18 protein-coding genes and 1 pseudogene are annotated in these 16,368 nt (G+C 62.8%); 18 read left to right on the top strand and 1 reads right to left on the bottom strand.

All coding sequences use genetic code 11. The features are described from left to right. The first annotated feature begins 337 nt into the window (after positions 1–337). The 17 genes and pseudogenes from yiaA to ACN19L_RS00240 all read left to right on the top strand — a co-directional run bounded on the left by yiaA (position 338) and on the right by ACN19L_RS00240 (position 14,555). Positions 338–760: an inner membrane protein YiaA gene (gene yiaA / locus ACN19L_RS00320; protein WP_426491219.1), complete on the top strand. Its 423-nt coding sequence runs from the start codon at positions 338–340 to the stop codon at positions 758–760. A gap of 124 nt (positions 761–884) precedes the next feature. Beyond that, on the top strand, positions 885–1,430 hold the full coding sequence (locus ACN19L_RS00315; RefSeq protein ID WP_426491563.1) for a sugar O-acetyltransferase: 546 nt from the start codon (positions 885–887) through the stop codon (positions 1,428–1,430). Next, positions 1,427–1,864 (top strand): hypothetical protein, encoded by a 438-nt coding sequence (locus ACN19L_RS00310; protein WP_426491562.1) that lies wholly within the window; start codon positions 1,427–1,429, stop codon positions 1,862–1,864. The genes ACN19L_RS00315 and ACN19L_RS00310 overlap by 4 nt, the downstream gene beginning before the upstream one ends. After that, the gene (locus ACN19L_RS00305; RefSeq protein WP_426491561.1) at positions 1,852–2,169 is read left to right on the top strand and encodes a hypothetical protein; all 318 of its coding nucleotides are present in this window, start codon (positions 1,852–1,854) and stop codon (positions 2,167–2,169) included. The genes ACN19L_RS00310 and ACN19L_RS00305 overlap by 13 nt, the downstream gene beginning before the upstream one ends. Positions 2,170–2,288: 119 nt before the next feature. Continuing rightward, complete coding sequence (bioB, locus tag ACN19L_RS00300) at positions 2,289–3,296, top strand: biotin synthase BioB (RefSeq protein WP_426491560.1); 1,008 nt, start codon at positions 2,289–2,291, stop codon at positions 3,294–3,296. A gap of 35 nt (positions 3,297–3,331) precedes the next feature. Next, positions 3,332–3,595 carry a hypothetical protein gene (locus ACN19L_RS00295; protein WP_426491215.1) on the top strand — a complete coding sequence of 88 codons (264 nt, stop codon included), beginning with the start codon at positions 3,332–3,334 and terminating at the stop codon, positions 3,593–3,595. Positions 3,596–3,836: 241 nt separating this feature from the next. Further along, entirely contained in the window at positions 3,837–4,316 is a 480-nt protein-coding gene (locus ACN19L_RS00290) for a hypothetical protein (protein ID WP_426491214.1), read from the top strand. Next, complete coding sequence (locus ACN19L_RS00285; protein ID WP_426491559.1) at positions 4,316–5,455, top strand: aminotransferase class I/II-fold pyridoxal phosphate-dependent enzyme; 1,140 nt, start codon at positions 4,316–4,318, stop codon at positions 5,453–5,455. The genes ACN19L_RS00290 and ACN19L_RS00285 overlap by 1 nt, the downstream gene beginning before the upstream one ends. Positions 5,456–5,705: 250 nt before the next feature. Beyond that, positions 5,706–6,497, top strand: coding sequence for a methyltransferase domain-containing protein (locus tag ACN19L_RS00280; protein WP_426491211.1), 792 nt, complete (start codon positions 5,706–5,708; stop codon positions 6,495–6,497). A gap of 118 nt (positions 6,498–6,615) precedes the next feature. Further along, a complete protein-coding gene (gene bioD, locus ACN19L_RS00275; protein WP_426491210.1) occupies positions 6,616–7,236 on the top strand; it encodes a dethiobiotin synthase in 621 nt (206 codons plus the stop codon). Between the two features lie 249 nt (positions 7,237–7,485). Further along, complete coding sequence (bioA, locus tag ACN19L_RS00270) at positions 7,486–8,817, top strand: adenosylmethionine--8-amino-7-oxononanoate transaminase (protein WP_426491558.1); 1,332 nt, start codon at positions 7,486–7,488, stop codon at positions 8,815–8,817. Continuing rightward, positions 8,810–10,075 (top strand): beta-ketoacyl synthase N-terminal-like domain-containing protein, encoded by a 1,266-nt coding sequence (locus ACN19L_RS00265; RefSeq protein ID WP_426491208.1) that lies wholly within the window; start codon positions 8,810–8,812, stop codon positions 10,073–10,075. Before bioA ends, ACN19L_RS00265 begins: the two co-directional genes overlap by 8 nt. Positions 10,076–10,287: 212 nt before the next feature. Then, positions 10,288–11,645 (top strand): annotated as a pseudogene (locus ACN19L_RS00260) (M28 family metallopeptidase). A 414-nt stretch (positions 11,646–12,059) separates the two neighbouring features. Continuing rightward, positions 12,060–12,539: a hypothetical protein gene (locus tag ACN19L_RS00255; protein WP_426491206.1), complete on the top strand. Its 480-nt coding sequence runs from the start codon at positions 12,060–12,062 to the stop codon at positions 12,537–12,539. A gap of 12 nt (positions 12,540–12,551) precedes the next feature. Further along, the gene (locus tag ACN19L_RS00250; RefSeq protein WP_426491557.1) at positions 12,552–12,968 is read left to right on the top strand and encodes a DUF5958 family protein; all 417 of its coding nucleotides are present in this window, start codon (positions 12,552–12,554) and stop codon (positions 12,966–12,968) included. A 169-nt stretch (positions 12,969–13,137) separates the two neighbouring features. Next, a complete protein-coding gene (locus ACN19L_RS00245) occupies positions 13,138–13,905 on the top strand; it encodes a slipin family protein (RefSeq protein WP_426491556.1) in 768 nt (255 codons plus the stop codon). Positions 13,906–14,045: 140 nt separating this feature from the next. Beyond that, complete coding sequence (locus ACN19L_RS00240; protein ID WP_426491204.1) at positions 14,046–14,555, top strand: hypothetical protein; 510 nt, start codon at positions 14,046–14,048, stop codon at positions 14,553–14,555. 42 nt (positions 14,556–14,597) lie between these two features. On the opposite strand, the gene ACN19L_RS00235 is transcribed toward ACN19L_RS00240, so the two are convergent. Then, on the bottom strand, positions 14,598–14,783 hold the full coding sequence (locus ACN19L_RS00235; protein ID WP_426491555.1) for a hypothetical protein: 186 nt from the start codon (positions 14,781–14,783) through the stop codon (positions 14,598–14,600). 225 nt (positions 14,784–15,008) lie between these two features. Here ACN19L_RS00235 and ACN19L_RS00230 point away from each other — a divergent pair, with 225 nt between their 5' ends. Continuing rightward, positions 15,009–16,346, top strand: coding sequence for an aspartate kinase (locus tag ACN19L_RS00230; RefSeq protein WP_226267644.1), 1,338 nt, complete (start codon positions 15,009–15,011; stop codon positions 16,344–16,346). The last annotated feature ends 22 nt before the right edge of the window (positions 16,347–16,368 follow it).

Here is a 16,368-nt window from a genome sequence, read left to right as displayed (position 1 = left end):
AGCAGAGTCGGCCGCCTCACGTGAGGCGGCCGACTCTGCTGTTTTTCATCTGTCCGTACCAATGATTTATTCTTTTTCGAGGTCTGATTTTTCAGGTATTCCATTCGCTTCCTCTCCTACCCGACAGACTATCAAAACATCCTTTAAATCCATATCAAGAACATTTTTCCTTCAACCCAGGCACGTTTTGCGCGCTTCCCGGGGGAAAATACGTAATCCGTAAAAAGTCTGATTAGTCGAAATGCTGGCATCCTGAAAACGCGGCGGACCTGGCATGTTTGAGGCGTTGGACGAGGAAACGTCCGATTCACGTTTTAACCCTGTAGCGTTTACCATCATGAACACCACCAAACCGTCCAACGCCTTCATTGCCGCTTCCTGGTTTGCTTTGCTGGCCGGAATGGCTGCCTTCGTCATCGGCCTCTGGAACGCGCAGATGGCGCTCAACGAGAAGGGCTACTACTTCACGGTGCTGATGTACGGGCTGTTTTCGGGAATCTCCCTCCAGAAGTCGGTGCGCGACCAGCTGGAGGGCATTCCCGTAACGGGCATCTACTATGGGCTAAGCTGGTTTTCCACCATTTTGGCCATCGGTCTGCTGACGGTGGGCCTCTGGAACGCCACGCTGCTGTTGAGCGAAAAGGGCTTCTACGCCATGGCCTTCCTGCTGAGTCTGTTCGGGGCCATTGCCGTGCAGAAAAACACCCGCGACGCCAAGGCGGCTCCTGCATCGGAACCGGAAACAACGTTTCATAACTAGCAGCCGGCAGTAGCGCGAACTTTGTAGTTCGCGTCCCCGCGCCGTTCGATTTGCGTCCTCACGCCGCTCGAACGATTCCGCTGGCGCGGAGACGCGAACTACAAAGTTCGCGCTACTTTTAGCCATGAGCCTGACCCCGAAACAACAGATGCTGGCCGGCGAGCCGTACCTCGCCAACGACCCCGAGCTGGTAGCCGAGCGCCGGCGCACCAAGCAGCTCTGCCACCGCTACAACCAGGAGCCCGTGGACCTCAACCGGCCGGTGCTGGCCGAGCTGCTGGGCCGGGAAACCGACGCCCACATCGAAGCCCCGTTCCGCTGCGACTACGGCTACAACATCCAATTGGGCCGGAATTTCTACGCCAACTATAACCTCACAGTGCTCGACTGCGCCCCGGTCACTATCGGCGACAACGTGTTTGTGGCGCCCAACGTGGTGCTGAGCACGGCCGGGCATCCGGTGGAAGTGGAGCCGCGCATTGCCGGCTGGGAGTTTGCCCGCCCTATCACCATCGGGGACAACGTGTGGCTGGGCGCGGGCGTGCTGGTGCTGCCGGGCGTGACGATTGGCGCGGGCACAACCATCGGGGCCGGCAGCGTGGTCACGCGCGACATTCCGGCCGGCGTGGTGGCCGTGGGCAACCCCTGCCGGGTAATTCGGACGCTATGAACGGGGCTTCAACTGCTGCCAGCCGGTCGTTTCCGGAAGCACTGTCGGCGCTGTACGCCATATTTTCTCATCCGCGGCTGTCACAGCTGCCAGAAGCTTGCCCCTGCTGCATCACGGCCGCCGAAAACATAGTTTTATGTACGGTGCCCCTGGCCGACCTGTCGGAAGCGCAACTTCAGCGCTATGCGTTCAAGGCTATGACAACTTGGGGAAACACTACCGATTTCCGCTACTTTCTTCCTCGCCTCCTGGAACTATCGTTGCGGCCGGATGCGGACATTGAGAAAGAGACTGTGTTTTGTAAGCTGGAGCTTGCCGGTTGGACTTCCTGGCCGGCAGCGGAACAGGCCGCCATCCGGGAAGCACTGTTGACCTGGTGGGCCCATCACATCCAGCATGAGTGCTTTTTGAGGAGGAAGTATTGGCCTGGCTGATACGGCTGCTCAGATCCATCAGCCCACTGCTGCTGGCTTGGGCACCCGCCGCATCGGGCTGGGCCTTCGAAAATCTGGTGCGCATGGTATCGAATCTTGACTCGTTGGAGCAGCATATCCGTACACTTACTCCAACCGATGCGACTCACCAGAATGCCCTGTTACGGCAGTGGCTAAAGCAGCAACTCCCGATTCTGGAGGCGGGATTTTTCCAGGAAGAAACTCGCAATAAGGAATTTGCTCAGGCAATTTCTCTGGCTCACACCCTGGTTGCGGCCCTTCCTGCCCCCGGAACACCGCTGTAACTGCCCGACAAATCCGCTTCTCCTGTATCTTGCGGGCCGCTGGCCGCTTCGGCGCCGGCGACCCGCCCCGTTTGGCCCCCTCGCCCGACGACTATCAACCACCGAAACGCATCCCACCCATGACCCTCCGTACCGACTGGACCCTCGACGAAGTACAAGCCATCTATAACCAGCCCGTGATGGAACTGGTCACCCAGGCCGCCGCCATCCACGCCCAGACCCAGGCTACCGGCGAAGTGCAGGTGTGCACCCTGCTGAGCGTGAAAACCGGCGGCTGCCCCGAAGACTGCGCTTACTGCCCCCAGGCCGCCCGCTACCACACCGGCGTGCAGGCCCACAAGCTACTGCCCGACGCCGAAGTGCTGGCCTCGGCCCAGCGCGCCAAAGACTCCGGCTCTACCCGCTTCTGCATGGGGGCCGCCTGGCGCGAAATCCGCGACAATAAGGACTTTGACCGGGTGCTGGGCATGGTGGAGCAGGTGAACGGTATGGGCCTGGAAGTGTGCTGCACCTTGGGCATGCTGAACGAGTACCAGGCCGAGCGCCTCAAGCAGGCCGGCCTCTACGCCTACAACCACAACCTCGACACCAGCCGCGAGAAGTACGACGACATCATCACGACCCGTACCTACGACGACCGGCTGAACACGCTGGAGCACGTGCGCAAGGCCGGTATTTCGGTGTGCTCGGGCGGCATCATCGGCCTGGGCGAAACCGATGAGGACCGCATTGCCATGCTGCACACGCTGGCTACCCTGCCCGCCCACCCCGAGAGCGTACCCGTAAACGCCCTCGTGCCCGTGGAAGGTACGCCCCTGGCTGCCCAGCCCCGCGTGAGCGTGTGGGAAATGCTGCGCATGATTGCCACGGCCCGCATCCTGATGCCCCACACCATGGTGCGCCTCTCGGCCGGCCGCCAGGAAATGCCCGTAACGGAGCAGGCGTTGTGCTTCCTGGCCGGAGCCAACTCCATCTTCTCGGGCGAGAAGCTGCTGACCACGCCCAACCCCGACTTCGACGCCGACAAGCAGATGTTCGCCCTGCTCGGCCTCAAGCCCCGCAAGTCGTTCAAGGACGTGCCCGAGGGTGCCACGGTGCTCGGCCGCACGGCGGCAGTGGAGGCGTAGAGTTCATCACCAAACCCATTTTATAGCTTTCCCGCATGGATATTGCCTTCGACCTTAACCTGGACCACGCCTTCGCCGAAACCTTCCGCCAACAGCACGAGTCCCGCGAGGCGCACGAGCTGATTCTGGAACTGGAAGACAAAATCGGGGCTGCCCTGAGCCTCATCATGCAGCGGCACGGCGTGCTGCCGGGCGTTGGCGACCGGGTGGAAGTGGATTCGGAGTGGATGGTTATCAACGCCCGCACTTTCGGGCAGAACGGCAGCGTCTGGCTCTCAGTGAAGCGCTTCGAGGTGTAGCCCGGCATACGCCCTGACGTCTGCATGACTGCGGCGTATGCTAACCTCATGTTTATTGCTACAACGCTCCTTCGGCCACGCTTTTTGCTCCGAAGGAGCGTTTTTATAGCTGACCTACTTTCTGCCCGTGAGCAAGACACTCTTTTGGCTGTTGCTGACACTACCGTTTTTCAGTCGGGCTCAACGCCGCAGTACCGAGCCACTCCAGCCGCTTGATTCTGCTTATGCAGTGCATGGAATTATGTTTGGTTCAGCCGAAGCAACGATACCTTACCTGAAGCCCCACTTTTCGGGCACCGGCAAGCGCTGGAAAACCAGCCGGGTGTATGGTCTGCTTCCCCAAGTTGATACCATGACTTTAGCGGGCCAGCCGGTGCAGCCGGAGTTCTGGTTTCGGGGCGGGCAGTTTATCGGCGTCACCTATCAACTCAAAAAGGAGAAGAAAACCCGCTTTGTCCTGCAGCAGCTCACCCGCCGTTACGGGCCGCCCCAGGCGGGCAATGTGGCGGGTATGTGGTACTGGCTGGGGCAGCGCACGTATATCCTGTACGAAGATGCGTTGCCCGATGTGTCCCTGCACGTAGCCAGCCTGAGGATGCTCAATGAGCAGGTAATTGAAACGGCCGTACGGCAGGAAGCGCGGCAGCGGCTGGGGTGGCAGCCCGATTCTCTGGGGTTGTCGCGCCAGTTCCCGCTGCCCGGCGAGAAAAAGAAGCAATAATGGTTTCCCCTCTTCACAACCGGCTGGCCGCCGAGCTGGCTAAGCGCGAAGCAGCCGGCACCCGCCGCCGCCTGCCTACACCCCCCACCGCAGGTTTGGTCGATTTCAGCTCCAACGATTATCTGGGCCTGAGCCGGCACCCGCAGGTACGGGCGGCCGTGCAGGAGGCGGCCCAACTGCCCGCTGGCAGTACCGGCTCGCGCCTGCTTACCGGTAATTCCGCCGCCGCCGAGGCGCTGGAAACTACGCTGGCGCAGTTTCACGGGGCCCAGGCGGCGCTGTTGTTTAACTCCGGTTACGCCGCCAATATGGGATTCTTCGCGGCCGTGCCTAAGCGCGGCGATACAATTCTCTATGATGACGCTTCCCACGCCTCCGTAAAGGATGGTATCCGGGGCTCCTTTGCCACCGCCTGGAGCTTCCGGCATAATGAGGTGGCCGACCTGCGCCGCAAGCTGGCCCGCGCCACCGGCAGCGTATTCGTGGCCGTGGAGGCGTTGTACTCGATGGACGGCGACGTGGCCCCGCTGCCCGAGCTGGCCGCCCTGTGCCGGGAGCAGGCCCTGTACCTGGTGGTGGATGAGGCCCACACCAACGGCCTTTACGGCCCCCGGGGCGAAGGGCTGGTTACGGAGCTGGGCCTCGAAGACGCCGTGTTTGCCCGCATCCTCACCTTCGGCAAGGCCCTGGGCAACCAGGGCGCGGCGGTGGCCGGCCCGGCCGTGCTGCGCGACTACCTGCTGAGCTTCAGCCGGCCCTTCATCTATACCACCGCTTTGCCCCCGCTCACGGTAGCCGCCCTCACCGCCGCCTACGCCCTGCTGCCCGACCTCGGCCCGGAGCGCGCCCGGCTGTTTGCCCTCTCCGACTACCTGAAAGCCCGCCTGAACGCGGTGCCCGGCCTGCACGTGCCGGCCGAAAGCCACGTCATTCACCCCGTGTTCTTCAGCAGCAACCCCGGCCCCGCCCACGTCCGCACCGTGGCCGCTGCTGCTCGGGCCGCTGGTTTCGACGTGCGCGCCATCGTATCACCGACGGTGCCGGCAGGGACGGAGCGGTTACGGCTCATTGTGCATTCGGATAATTCGGAAGCGGATATTGACGGGCTGGCCGCTGTGCTGGCCAGCGAAGTAGCGTAGAAATGCATATTGACTTCTCGTCAATGATGTAGCGCGAACTTCGCGCCGCCGCGCCGTTCGGGCGGTTTTCTACCTGGGGCGCGAAGTTCGCGCTACATTCCGCTCCGCAACTTCAGTCACGGCTGTGCCGACAACAACCGCTCCATAGTCCAGGGGTTAAATCCTGAGCTAATGAACTAAGCGAAAAATATATCCTAGCGACTCGTCCCTAATCATTTAACACCCCGTTCATCACCAACTCAAACCGCTTATGAACGACCAGGAAGTAGGTGAATACTGGAACCGCAACGCCCCGGCCTGGACCACCCTGGTCCGCGCCGGCTACGACGTGTACCGCAACCTGCTGAACACGCCCGCCTTCTTCGCCTGGCTGCCCCCGGTGGCCGGCCGCACGGGCCTGGATATCGGGTGCGGCGAGGGGTACAACACGCGCCTGCTGGCCCGGCAGGGAGCCCACGTTACGGCCCTTGATATTGCGCCCGCCTTCGTAGAGGCAGCGCAGCAGACCGAGGCTGCCGAGCCGCTGGGCATCCGGTACCTGGTGGGCAGCGCCGCCGCGTTGCCGTTTGCGGCCGAGACGTTTGATTTCGCCACCTCCTTCATGTGTTTGATGGACGTGCCCGACCCAGCATTGGCTTTGCGCGAGGCCTTCCGGGTGCTGCGGCCGGGCGGGTTTCTGCAGTTTTCCATCAGTCACCCCTGCTTCACCACGCCCCACCGCCGCAACCTGCGCGATGCCCAGGGCCAGCCCTACGCCGTGGAGGTGGGCGGCTACTTCGACTACCAGCACGGCCAGCCCGAGGAGTGGATGTTTCATGCCGCCCCGGCCCAGGAGCAGGCGCGCCACGCGCCGTTCCGGGTGCCGGTATTCAACCTCACCCTAAGCCAGTGGGTGGCGGCCGTGGTTTCGGCGGGCTTCGTGCTGGAAGGCCTGCAGGAGCCCTGCCCCACCGACGAGCAGCTGGCGGCCCACCCGTTTTTGCGCAAGGCCCGGGTGGTGCCGTACTTCCTGCACCTGCGCTGCCGCAGACCCGTATTTTAAATTTCAGCTGTCATTCCGAGCACAGCGAGGAATCGGGGTTAGCCATCCAGCGGTCCAGCTCAGATTCCGCGCTTCGCTCGGAATGACAATTTGCTCTGAACCCATTTAATTCCTTTCCTTGGAACGACTCTTCATTACCGGCATTGGCACCGACGTGGGCAAGACCTTCGTCTCGGCCATTCTCACCGAAGCCCTGCAAGCCGATTACTGGAAGCCCGTGCAGGCCGGCCTCACCCCCACCACCGACGCGGCCACCGTGCGCGAGCTGGTGCAGAACCCCGTCAGCCACTTCTGGCCCGAGCGGCACCGGCTGCAGCTGCCGGCCTCGCCCCACGCCGCCGCCGCCGCCGAAGGCATTACCCTGCACCCTGAGGATTTTCAGCTTCCCGCCACCGACAACCACCTGCTGGTAGAAGGCGCGGGCGGCCTGCTGGTGCCCCTGGCCCCCGGCTTCCTCCTAGCCGACCTGGCCCAGCAGCTGGCCCTCGATGTGGTGGTGGTGTCGCGCAACTACCTCGGCAGCATCAACCACACCCTGCTCACGCTGGAAGCCCTGCAGACCCGCGGCCTGCGCGTGCGGGGCCTCGTGTTCAACGGGGAGCCCACGCCCGCCACCGAGGAGTTCATTACCGCGCACACCGGCGTGCCCGTTATGCCCCGCGTGCTGCAGGAGCCGGAAGTAATCCCCGCCGTGGTGAGCCGCTACACCGCCGAGTTCCGGGCGTGGTTTGGGTTGTAAATCGTTCTACCGGGCGCCTCCCCCCCCAGCCCCCTCTCCGGAAGAGAGGGCGAGCCTAACGTCGGTGCTGTAATTGTTGCGCCCTTTCTTCCAGAACAAATTTAACGCCCGCAGCAGAACCGGTGCCCCCTCTCTTCCGGAGAGGGGGTCAGGGGGTGAGGCTCCCGCCAGCACAATACGTAGCCCAAACCACCGCCAGCGCGGGCGGTTGTAGCTTTGCAGCGGCCGGTACCTCCGGCCCCACCCGCAATGCCTCAACCTACTTCCCTTGCCCTCCGCGACGCCGCCGTGCTGTGGCACCCTTACACCCAGATGCAAACCGCCCCGCTGCCCATCCCCGTGGTGCGGGGCGAAGGCAGCTGGCTCATTGCCGAAGACGGCACCCGCTACCTCGACGCTATTTCCTCGTGGTGGGTGAATTTGCACGGCCACAGTCACCCCGCCATTGCCGAGCGCGTGAGCGAGCAGCTGCGCACCCTGGAGCACGTGCTGTTTGCCGGCTTCACCCACCCCACGGCCGTGGAGCTGGCCGAGCAGCTGCTGGCGTTGCTGCCCGCCAACCAGGCCCGCGTGTTCTACTCCGACAACGGCTCGACGGCCGTGGAAGTGGCCCTGAAAATGGTGCTGCAATACTTCCACAACCAGGGCCAGCCCGCGCGCCGCACCTTTCTCTGCTTCCGTAATTCCTACCACGGCGACACCTTCGGGGCCATGGCCGTAAGTGCCCGCGGGGCCTTCACCGAGCCCTTCTGGCCGCTGCTGTTCGACGTGGAATTCCTCGACGTGCCAGTGCCGGGCCACGAGGCCGCCACGCTAACCCAGCTCGATGCCCTGCTGCTCCGCCCCGATGTGGCCGGCTTCATCTTCGAGCCGCTGGTGCTGGGCACGGCGGGCATGGTGATGTACGAGCCCGAAGTGCTGAGCGAAATGCTGCGCCGCTGCCACCAGGCTGGGGTGCTGTGCATCTCGGATGAAGTGATGACCGGCTTCGGCCGCACCGGGCCGCTGTTTGCCTCCGAGCTGCTGACAGAACAACCCGACATCATGTGCTTTTCCAAGGGCCTCACCGGCGGCACCCTGGCCATGGGCCTGACCACCTGCGCCGCGCCGGTGTACGAGGCGTTTCTGAGCCACGACAAGATGCGGGCCCTGTTCCACGGCCACTCCTACACGGCCAACCCCGTGGCCTGCGCCGCCGCCCTGGCGAGTCTGGAGCTGACGCGGGCTGACGAGTGCACCCACCAGCGCCAGCGCATCGAGGCCGCCCACGCCGCGTTCCGCCAGGAAATTGAGGGCCAGTCGGGCGTGCGGGCGGTGCGGCACCGGGGCACCATCCTGGCTGTGGAGTACGACCCCGGCGAGGGCACCAGCTACTTCAGCCGTCTCCGCGACGCCTTCTACCAGCTCGCCCTCGACCACCGCGTGGTGCTGCGCCCCCTGGGTAACGTGGTGTACCTGCTGCCGCCCTACTGCACCACCGACGAGGAGCTGGGCCTGCTCTACGACGTGCTGCGCCGCATGCGCGAGCTGGTACTCGACTTCACTCCCGCCCCCAACCTGCCCGAAATCCTGCATGACTAACTCCCGCACCGGGGCCGAGGCCGTTACTGTTATCCGGGGCCGGGGCCGGGTATCGGCGCTAGGCCTGGCGCTGCCGACGGCTAGCGAGGCCCCCGCTTCCTCCTTCATCACCCATGCCACCGGCGTACCCGTAGCCGCCCTGCCCGCCCCCGCTGAAGCGGCCGTAGCCGAGCTGCGCCGCCACCCCAGCTACCGCCAGCTCGACCGCACCGTACTGCTGGCCCTGCTGGCCGCCCGCCAGGCCACCGCCCAGGCCGGATGGAAAAATGATGAAATGGTGAGTGGTGAGTTGGTGAGTGATGTTCAAGAATATCACCTTCTCAACTCACCAACTCACCATTTCACCATTTCACCGCTGGCCGTTAGCATCGGCAGCAGCCGGGGCGCTACGGGGCGGCTGGAGGAGTTTCACGCCGGGTTTCTGGCTGAAGGCAGCGTGCCGGTGGCGGCTTCACCGCTGACCACGCTGGGCAACGTGGCCAGCTGGGTGGCCTACGACGCCGGCCAGCACGGCGGGGCGGCTCTGAGCCACTCCAGCACCTGCAGCAGCGCGTTTCAGGCCCTGGGCAACGCCCGGGCTTGGCTGAAAGCCGGCATGGCCACCCGGTTTCTGGCCGGCGGCACCGAGGCTCCGCTCACCGATTTCACCCTGGCCCAGATGCGCGCCATTGGCATTTACTCTCCCCTGGCTGCCGCCGACTGGCCCTGCCGGCCGGGCGCGGGCCGGCCTTCCACGTTTGTGCTGGGCGAAGGCGCGGCCGTGTTTGCTTTGGAGCAGCTTTCCGCCGCCCAGGTTGCGGCCGAGACCGGGCCGCTGCTGGTGCTGGCCGGGGTGGGCTTCGGGTTCGAGGCCATCGGCAGCAAAACCGGCCTCTCGCCCGAGGGCCAGCACTTCCAGCAGGCCATGCGCGAAGCCCTGGCCCAGGCCAGCCTCTCCCCCGCTGACATCGACGCGGTGGTGCTGCACAGCCCCGGTACCCCGGCCGGCGACGCGGCCGAGCGGGCCGCCCTGCGCGCCGTGTTCGGGCCCACGCTGCCGGCGCTCCTGTCCAACAAATGGCTCGTGGGCCACACCCTGGGAGCCTCCGCTGCGCTCAGCCTCGATTTCGCCTGCCACGTGCTGGAAACCCAGCAATGGTCTTCGGTTCCATTTGTTACTGATCTGGCTTCTTATGGTAATAAACCTATCCGGCGGATTCTGGTGAATGCGGCGGGTTTTGGCGGCAACGCGGCCAGCGCCGTGGTGGAGCTGCGGTAACGTCATTGCGAGGCGCAGCCGAAGCAATCCTTCCTTTTCAAGGCGCGAATCCCTGATAAATGCAACGCCCTGGTGGCGGGCGTTCGAAATAGGTCTGGGCTTTGTGCTATAAACAAGGAAGGATTGCTTCGGCTGCGCCTCGCAATGACACCGCCTTCCCGCAACGCTGGCGGAAATCCTGCGTCTATAGCCTTCCCAACCACAACCAACCTATGCGTCGTTTTTCCCCGCTGCTGCTGGCCCTCGGTATGTCCGCGCCGGCTTTTGCCCAAACCAAGCCCGCTACCACCCCCGATCCGCTCATCACCCGCATGGTGCAGGAGGTGTCGGAAAAGAACCTGCGCGAGGACATTGACAAGCTCGTGAGCTTCGGCACCCGCCACACCCTCAGCGACACCAAAAGCAAGAAGCGCGGCATCGGGGCAGCCCGCAACTGGGTGGAAGGCGAGTTTCGCAAGTACAGCAAGGCCAGCGGCGGCCGGCTGAAAGTGGAGCAGGACACGTTCACCATCAAGCCCGACGGCCGCCGCATCGACCGGCCCGTACTGATGGCCAACGTAATGGCCACCCTGCCCGGCACCGACCCTACCGACAAGCGCGTATTCATCGTGAGCGGCCACATTGATTCGCGGGTGACCGACGTGATGAACGCCACCGCCGACGCCCCCGGGGCCAACGACGACGGCTCGGGCACGGTAGCCGTGATGGAGCTGGCCCGCGTGATGTCGCAGCAGCAGTTTCCGGCCACCATCATCTTCGTGGCGGTGCAGGGCGAGGAACAGGGCCTCTACGGCTCCACCCACCTGGCCAAGCGGGCCAAGAAAGAAGGCTGGCAGCTGGTAGCCATGCTCAACAACGACATCATGGGCAGCTCCACGGGCCACGACCCGGAAATCAAGGACGACAAGCGCCTGCGCGTGTTCAGCGAGGGCGTGCCCGCCACCGAAACCGCCGACGAAGCCCGGGTGCGCCGCACGTTGTCGTCGGAAAACGACTCGCCCAGCCGCAACCTGGCCCGCTACACCCGCGTGGCCTGCCAGCAGTACGTACCCGGTCACGAGGTGGTGCTGGAGTACCGCCCCGACCGGTTCCTGCGCGGCGGCGACCACACGCCCTTCAACCAGCAGGGCTTCACGGCAGTGCGCTTTTCGGAGATGAACGAGGACTTCCGCCACCAGCACCAGGACCTGCGCACCGACAACGGCACCGAGTACGGCGACTACGCTAAATTCATGGACTTCGCCTACCTGCGCAAAAACACCGGCGTGAACCTGGCTACCCTGGCTGCCCTAGCCCTGGCCCCCGCCGCCCCCGAAAACGTGGGTGTGCTCACGGCCGAGCTCACCAACCGCACCCAGCTGAAGTGGGAAGCCCCAAAACCGGCGAGCGGCCGGCCGGCTACTACGTGCTCATGCGCGAAACCAGCGCCCCGGAGTGGCAGCAGAAGTTCTTCGTAACCGACCTCAAAGCCGACCTGCCCCACAGCAAGGACAACTACATCTTCGGGGTAGTTTCGGTGGACGCCGAGGGCCACGAGAGCCTGCCGGTGATTCCGAAACCAGTGCGGTAATACTCCTGGGATACCAGGTAATCGAAAGCCCGCTGTGCGTTGCATGGTGGGCTTTTACGTGTACTTTGCAACTGTATGTGGCGTAATTCAGCGTATCCTTTCTATTGTCTTTTCCTCTTATTTCACCTTCTGAACCATCGCCCAGCACGTGGCCAGTGTATGGAATCACCTTGGATAACTGTGTGGCCCGATGAGCGGGTGGCTACTATCCAGCCCCGGCAGGTTTTCTTACTATCCCCGGGAAGTTTAAGCCATACCCGATACAATTTTCGAAAGCTAGGCCAGCAGATTTCGCTTTACCTGCGGTCAGCCCACGACTCGGTTCCGCTACGGATATTGGAGCGGCCTAATAACCTCTACGGCACCGACCCACAACTCCTGCTACAGCCTGTTCGGCCACTTTTGTCGGATACAGTGTACGCTCTGCGCTACGCCCCCGATAGTTTGCAGTACGACTTGTTTCGAATGCAACGGGCCCGCCCCGGGAGCAAGCAACTGGTATCCGTGTACCGCTGGCGTGTGGCTGCCAAGCCTGATACTGAAGCTCCGCACTGGACGGCTACACCTGCCGTGGTCCACCAGGAATACTCCGAAAACAGTGAAGGAATCAACAATTACGTATCCTTCTCCAGCCCATTAGAGGATGCCTCGCCGGTGCTGGTGCGGGCCATTATACAGTCGGCGCGGCTGACGGCTCCGGTGGTGAGCTACCTTATTCCCTGGCAGGATCAACTGGATATTGGCTGGTTTACCTGCGGCGGCGACTTCCGGTTTGCCTTTGGGGAAGAATGCACCGTACTGTTTGAAGCCATAGATGCCGCCGGCAACCGCAGCCGGCCAACGGGCCGCCCAGTGCCCTTCCAGGCTCCGCCGCGCCCGGCATCTTACCGATAAACTCCGCCCGCTATGCAGCCCTTACCCGACCATCTGCTAGACCGCCTGGCGCAGCAACAGCTGCCGTGGGGATGGGCCTGGGCGTGGTTTGCCACACTGCCCGCGGCGGCGCAGCTGCCCTGGCTGGCGGAGTTAGTGAGCTACATTCAGCAGACACACCCCACTCCGGCACTGGTGCAGCAGGCTGTGGCCGAAGCCCCCGTGAAGCCAACTTCCACTCCGCTGGTGCTGCTGCGAGTGTACCCGCTCCCGCAGGCTCTCACCCGCATTCAGCAGCTACCGGCTACCGAATACCCCAACGCATTCCGGGCGCTGCTGAGCGTGTTCCGCGTGGCCGACGACCACCGCCGCCGCACCCAGTGCCAGCACGGCTGCTCCCACGACTGGCATAACCTGCCGCCCCTACCCCCTACCATTCCGACCGCCTGACCCTACCAAAATGGTAAGACATCCGGCCCCGAAGGCATCGGCCTCGAACCGAAAACCGCCCGCAAAGGGCCGCAGAGGCCCTTTATCGAACTGGCTTACCCGCCTGGCACGGCCTGTGTACCGGTAACGGCAACTGTTTCACTTGTTGCGGCCGGAGGCCACTGTTACCATGACGACGCTGGTTGTATTACTGGGTTTGGGATTGATTCTGCTGTGTATGGGCCTGTGCGTGGCCCAGGAATACGAGCGGGCCCTTGTGTTTCGGCTGGGGCGCTACGCCGGGCGGCGCGGGCCGGGGCTGTACTGGATTATCCCCTTCATTGAGCGCCGCACCACCGTAGATATCCGCACCAAAACCGTGGATCTGGAGCAGCAGGAAACCATTACCAAGGACTCGGTAACTATTAAGGTAAATGCCGTACTCTGGTTTCGGGTGGTGAACCCTGAGGACGCCATTATCAAAGTGGCCAACTTCAACCAGGCCGTGTACCAGCTCTCCGTTACGGCCCTGCGCAATATCATCGGCCAGCACCAGCTGGATGAGGTGCTGAAGGAGCGCCAGCAAATCAACGCCACCCTGCAGCAGCTGGTAGATGCCGCTACCGAAACCTGGGGCGTGAAAATTGAGATGGTGGAAATCAAGGACGTGGAAATCCCGGAATCCATGCAGCGCGCCATGGCCCGGGAGGCCGAGGCCATCCGCGAGAAGCGGGCCCGCATCATCAAAGCCGAAGCCGAGCTGGAAGCCTCCAAAAAGCTCACTCAGGGGGCCCGCCAGATGGAAGAAAGCCCCATGGCCCTGGAGCTGCGCCGCATGCAGATGCTCTCCGAAATCGGCATCGACAACAACACGACTACCGTGGTGCTCATCCCCTCTGAGTTCACCAATCTGGCCCGCGGCTTCGCCCAGGGGCAGTCGGCCACTGCGGTATCGTAAGCGGCGGCGAGTTCTGCGAAAAAGCCCGATGCAACGACAGTGTTGCGCCGGGCTTTTTTATGCGCGACCTAGCGAACAACGAGCTACTTTTTTCGATAGGTTTAGCGCAGTCTTCATATTACCCTATCCCATTGACTTTCATGAGAAAACCCCTTCTATTCTCGGCGTTACTTTTCCTCGCAACAGCCTCCATTACCCAGGCCCAGACCAGCTACCAGCCACCTGTCAACTACGCCTTCCAGACGCCCGACGACTACGCCGAGTATGAGCCCCAGGTTATTGCCACGGTGAACTGGCTGGAGAAAACGCCGCTTAGCCAGCAACCTGAAGTACGCAAGCAAGCCGACCAGTTTCTGTTTCAGTGGATCAGCGGCAGCTCCTCGGTATCGGTGCAACTACAGAAGTACGTGGCCGACCTGGCGGGCCGGGAGTCGGAGCTGCTGATTCTGTTTATGGGTGGCTGGGCCCGCTACCAGCTGCAGCACCCCGAGGTAAAGGATGCAACCGCCCTGAACACGGAGGGCGTCCGCACAATGCTGCGTGCCTATCAAGCGGGTGGCTTCAAAAAGAACAAACAGCTGGATGAATTGCTGAAAATGGACGCGGCTGGCAGCCTGCCAGGTTGGGTGAAAAAGCAACTGGCCGGCTAACCAGCCAAGTATAAAACAGGCTGCTGTCGAAGTATTGCAAGCTCAAAAATTGGACTTACCAAAGTAGCCGCGCTTGGAATATTGTTTTCTGCATCCGTACTTGCGGCCGCAAAACGGCGGAATACTTTCTTTTCCGCCATTGCTCTCATCTGCTATGCTCGTTTCGGCTGTTTCGTATTCTTCTTCTGCTTCACTGGCTTGGGCCGGTGCGGAGATGGTGTGCCACATGCCGAACAGTGGCAAACGGGCTGGCCTGACCCTGGGCCTGCTGATGAGCAAGAAATCGAAGAAACGCAACCCGACCTGACCGTCGCAACCGTTCGTCGTACCTCTACCACTGAACTTCCAAGCGCCGGTCCTGCCAAGGGTCGGCGCTTCTTTTGACCTGATGTTTCACGTTGCCCGCAACCTGGCGGGCGCATTTCCCGACTCTCCGATTCGGTTTCCAGCACTATGAAAGTTCTCAAGTTTGGCGGTACGTCCGTCGGGTCGGCGCAACGGATGCGCGAAGTAGCCGAGCTTATTCACGCCCCCCACCTGCAGCGGCGCATCGTGGTGCTGTCGGCCATGAGCGGCACTACCAATGCGCTGGTGGAAATCAGCCAGCTGCTGTACGCCGACGACGCGGCCACCGCCACGGCCCGCATCGAGGCCCTGCGCCAACGCTACCACGAAGTAGCCCGCGAGCTACTGCCCGAGCCAGCCGTAGCCGAGCAGGCTATCCAGGACCTCAACCAGAACTTTGACACCCTGCAGGGCCTAACGGCGGCCCCCCTGTCCGGCGACGGGGAGCGGGTGATTCTGGCCCAGGGCGAGCTGCTGAGCACCCTGCTGGTGCACCGCTACGTAACCCAGGTGCTGGGCCGCCCGGCCGTGCTGCTACCCGCCCTCGATTTTATGCGCCTCGACGTGGACGAAGAACCCGACGCGGACTACATTCAGGAGCACCTGGCCGCCACGCTGGCTCCGCACGCCGCCCAACAGCTATTCATCACCCAGGGTTATATCTGCCGCAGCGCCCAGGGCTCCATCGACAACCTCAAGCGCGGGGGCTCCGACTACTCTGCCTCGCTGATTGGGGCCGCCGTGCGGGCCGAGGAAATTCAGATCTGGACCGATATTGACGGGCTGCACAACAACGACCCGCGGGTGGTAAAGGGTACTTATCCTATCCGGGAGCTGTCGTTCGATGAGGCGGCGGAGCTGGCCTACTTCGGGGCAAAAATTCTGCACCCCAGCTCCATTCTGCCGGCGGCCAAGCACGGTATTCCGGTGCGCCTGCTCAACACCATGCAGCCCGAAGCACCCGGCACCATCATTTCCAGCCGCACCGGAGCCGAGGCCATCAAGGCCGTGGCCGCCAAGGATGGTATTACGGCCATCAACGTGAAATCCAGCCGCATGCTGCTGGCCCACGGCTTCCTGCGCAGCCTGTTTGAGATTTTCGAGCGGTACCGCACCTCCATCGACATGATTACCACCTCCGAGGTAGCCGTGTCCCTGACCATCGACGATGCCACCCGCCTCCCGCAGATTCTGGCGGAATTAGGCCGCTTCGGCTCGGTAGCCGTGGATGAAAATCAGAGCATCATCTGCCTGGTAGGTAATCTGGAGCAGGATTCGCATGGGGCCGCCAACCGCGCCTTTGCCGCTCTCAAGGACATTCCGGTGCGCATGATCAGCTACGGCGGCTCGCCCAACAACATCAGCATTCTGGTGAGTACCGACGACAAGACCCGCGCGCTCCAGGCCCTGAACGAAGGCCTGTTTACTTCAGCTAATAACCAATAGCTGTTGGCTATTAACTTTCGTT

This window comes from Hymenobacter sp. 102 (assembly GCF_049949205.1).
Lineage (GTDB): Bacteria > Bacteroidota > Bacteroidia > Cytophagales > Hymenobacteraceae > Hymenobacter.
This window is presented reverse-complemented; position numbering and strand designations above follow the sequence as displayed.

Excerpts from the sequence above, each read along its gene's own strand:
- yiaA (WP_426491219.1), top strand. The coding sequence starts at position 338 with ATGAACACCACCAAACCGTCCAACGCCTTCATTGCCGCTTCCTGGTTT.
- ACN19L_RS00315 (WP_426491563.1), top strand. The coding sequence starts at position 885 with ATGAGCCTGACCCCGAAACAACAGATGCTGGCCGGCGAGCCGTACCTC.
- ACN19L_RS00310 (WP_426491562.1), top strand. The coding sequence starts at position 1,427 with ATGAACGGGGCTTCAACTGCTGCCAGCCGGTCGTTTCCGGAAGCACTG.
- bioB (WP_426491560.1), top strand. The coding sequence starts at position 2,289 with ATGACCCTCCGTACCGACTGGACCCTCGACGAAGTACAAGCCATCTAT.
- ACN19L_RS00295 (WP_426491215.1), top strand. The coding sequence starts at position 3,332 with ATGGATATTGCCTTCGACCTTAACCTGGACCACGCCTTCGCCGAAACC.
- ACN19L_RS00290 (WP_426491214.1), top strand. The coding sequence starts at position 3,837 with ATGTTTGGTTCAGCCGAAGCAACGATACCTTACCTGAAGCCCCACTTT.
- ACN19L_RS00285 (WP_426491559.1), top strand. The coding sequence starts at position 4,316 with ATGGTTTCCCCTCTTCACAACCGGCTGGCCGCCGAGCTGGCTAAGCGC.
- ACN19L_RS00280 (WP_426491211.1), top strand. The coding sequence starts at position 5,706 with ATGAACGACCAGGAAGTAGGTGAATACTGGAACCGCAACGCCCCGGCC.
- bioA (WP_426491558.1), top strand. The coding sequence starts at position 7,486 with ATGCCTCAACCTACTTCCCTTGCCCTCCGCGACGCCGCCGTGCTGTGG.
- ACN19L_RS00265 (WP_426491208.1), top strand. The coding sequence starts at position 8,810 with ATGACTAACTCCCGCACCGGGGCCGAGGCCGTTACTGTTATCCGGGGC.
- ACN19L_RS00250 (WP_426491557.1), top strand. The coding sequence starts at position 12,552 with ATGCAGCCCTTACCCGACCATCTGCTAGACCGCCTGGCGCAGCAACAG.
- ACN19L_RS00245 (WP_426491556.1), top strand. The coding sequence starts at position 13,138 with ATGACGACGCTGGTTGTATTACTGGGTTTGGGATTGATTCTGCTGTGT.
- ACN19L_RS00240 (WP_426491204.1), top strand. The coding sequence starts at position 14,046 with ATGAGAAAACCCCTTCTATTCTCGGCGTTACTTTTCCTCGCAACAGCC.
- ACN19L_RS00235 (WP_426491555.1), bottom strand. The coding sequence starts at position 14,783 with ATGTGGCACACCATCTCCGCACCGGCCCAAGCCAGTGAAGCAGAAGAA.
- ACN19L_RS00230 (WP_226267644.1), top strand. The coding sequence starts at position 15,009 with ATGAAAGTTCTCAAGTTTGGCGGTACGTCCGTCGGGTCGGCGCAACGG.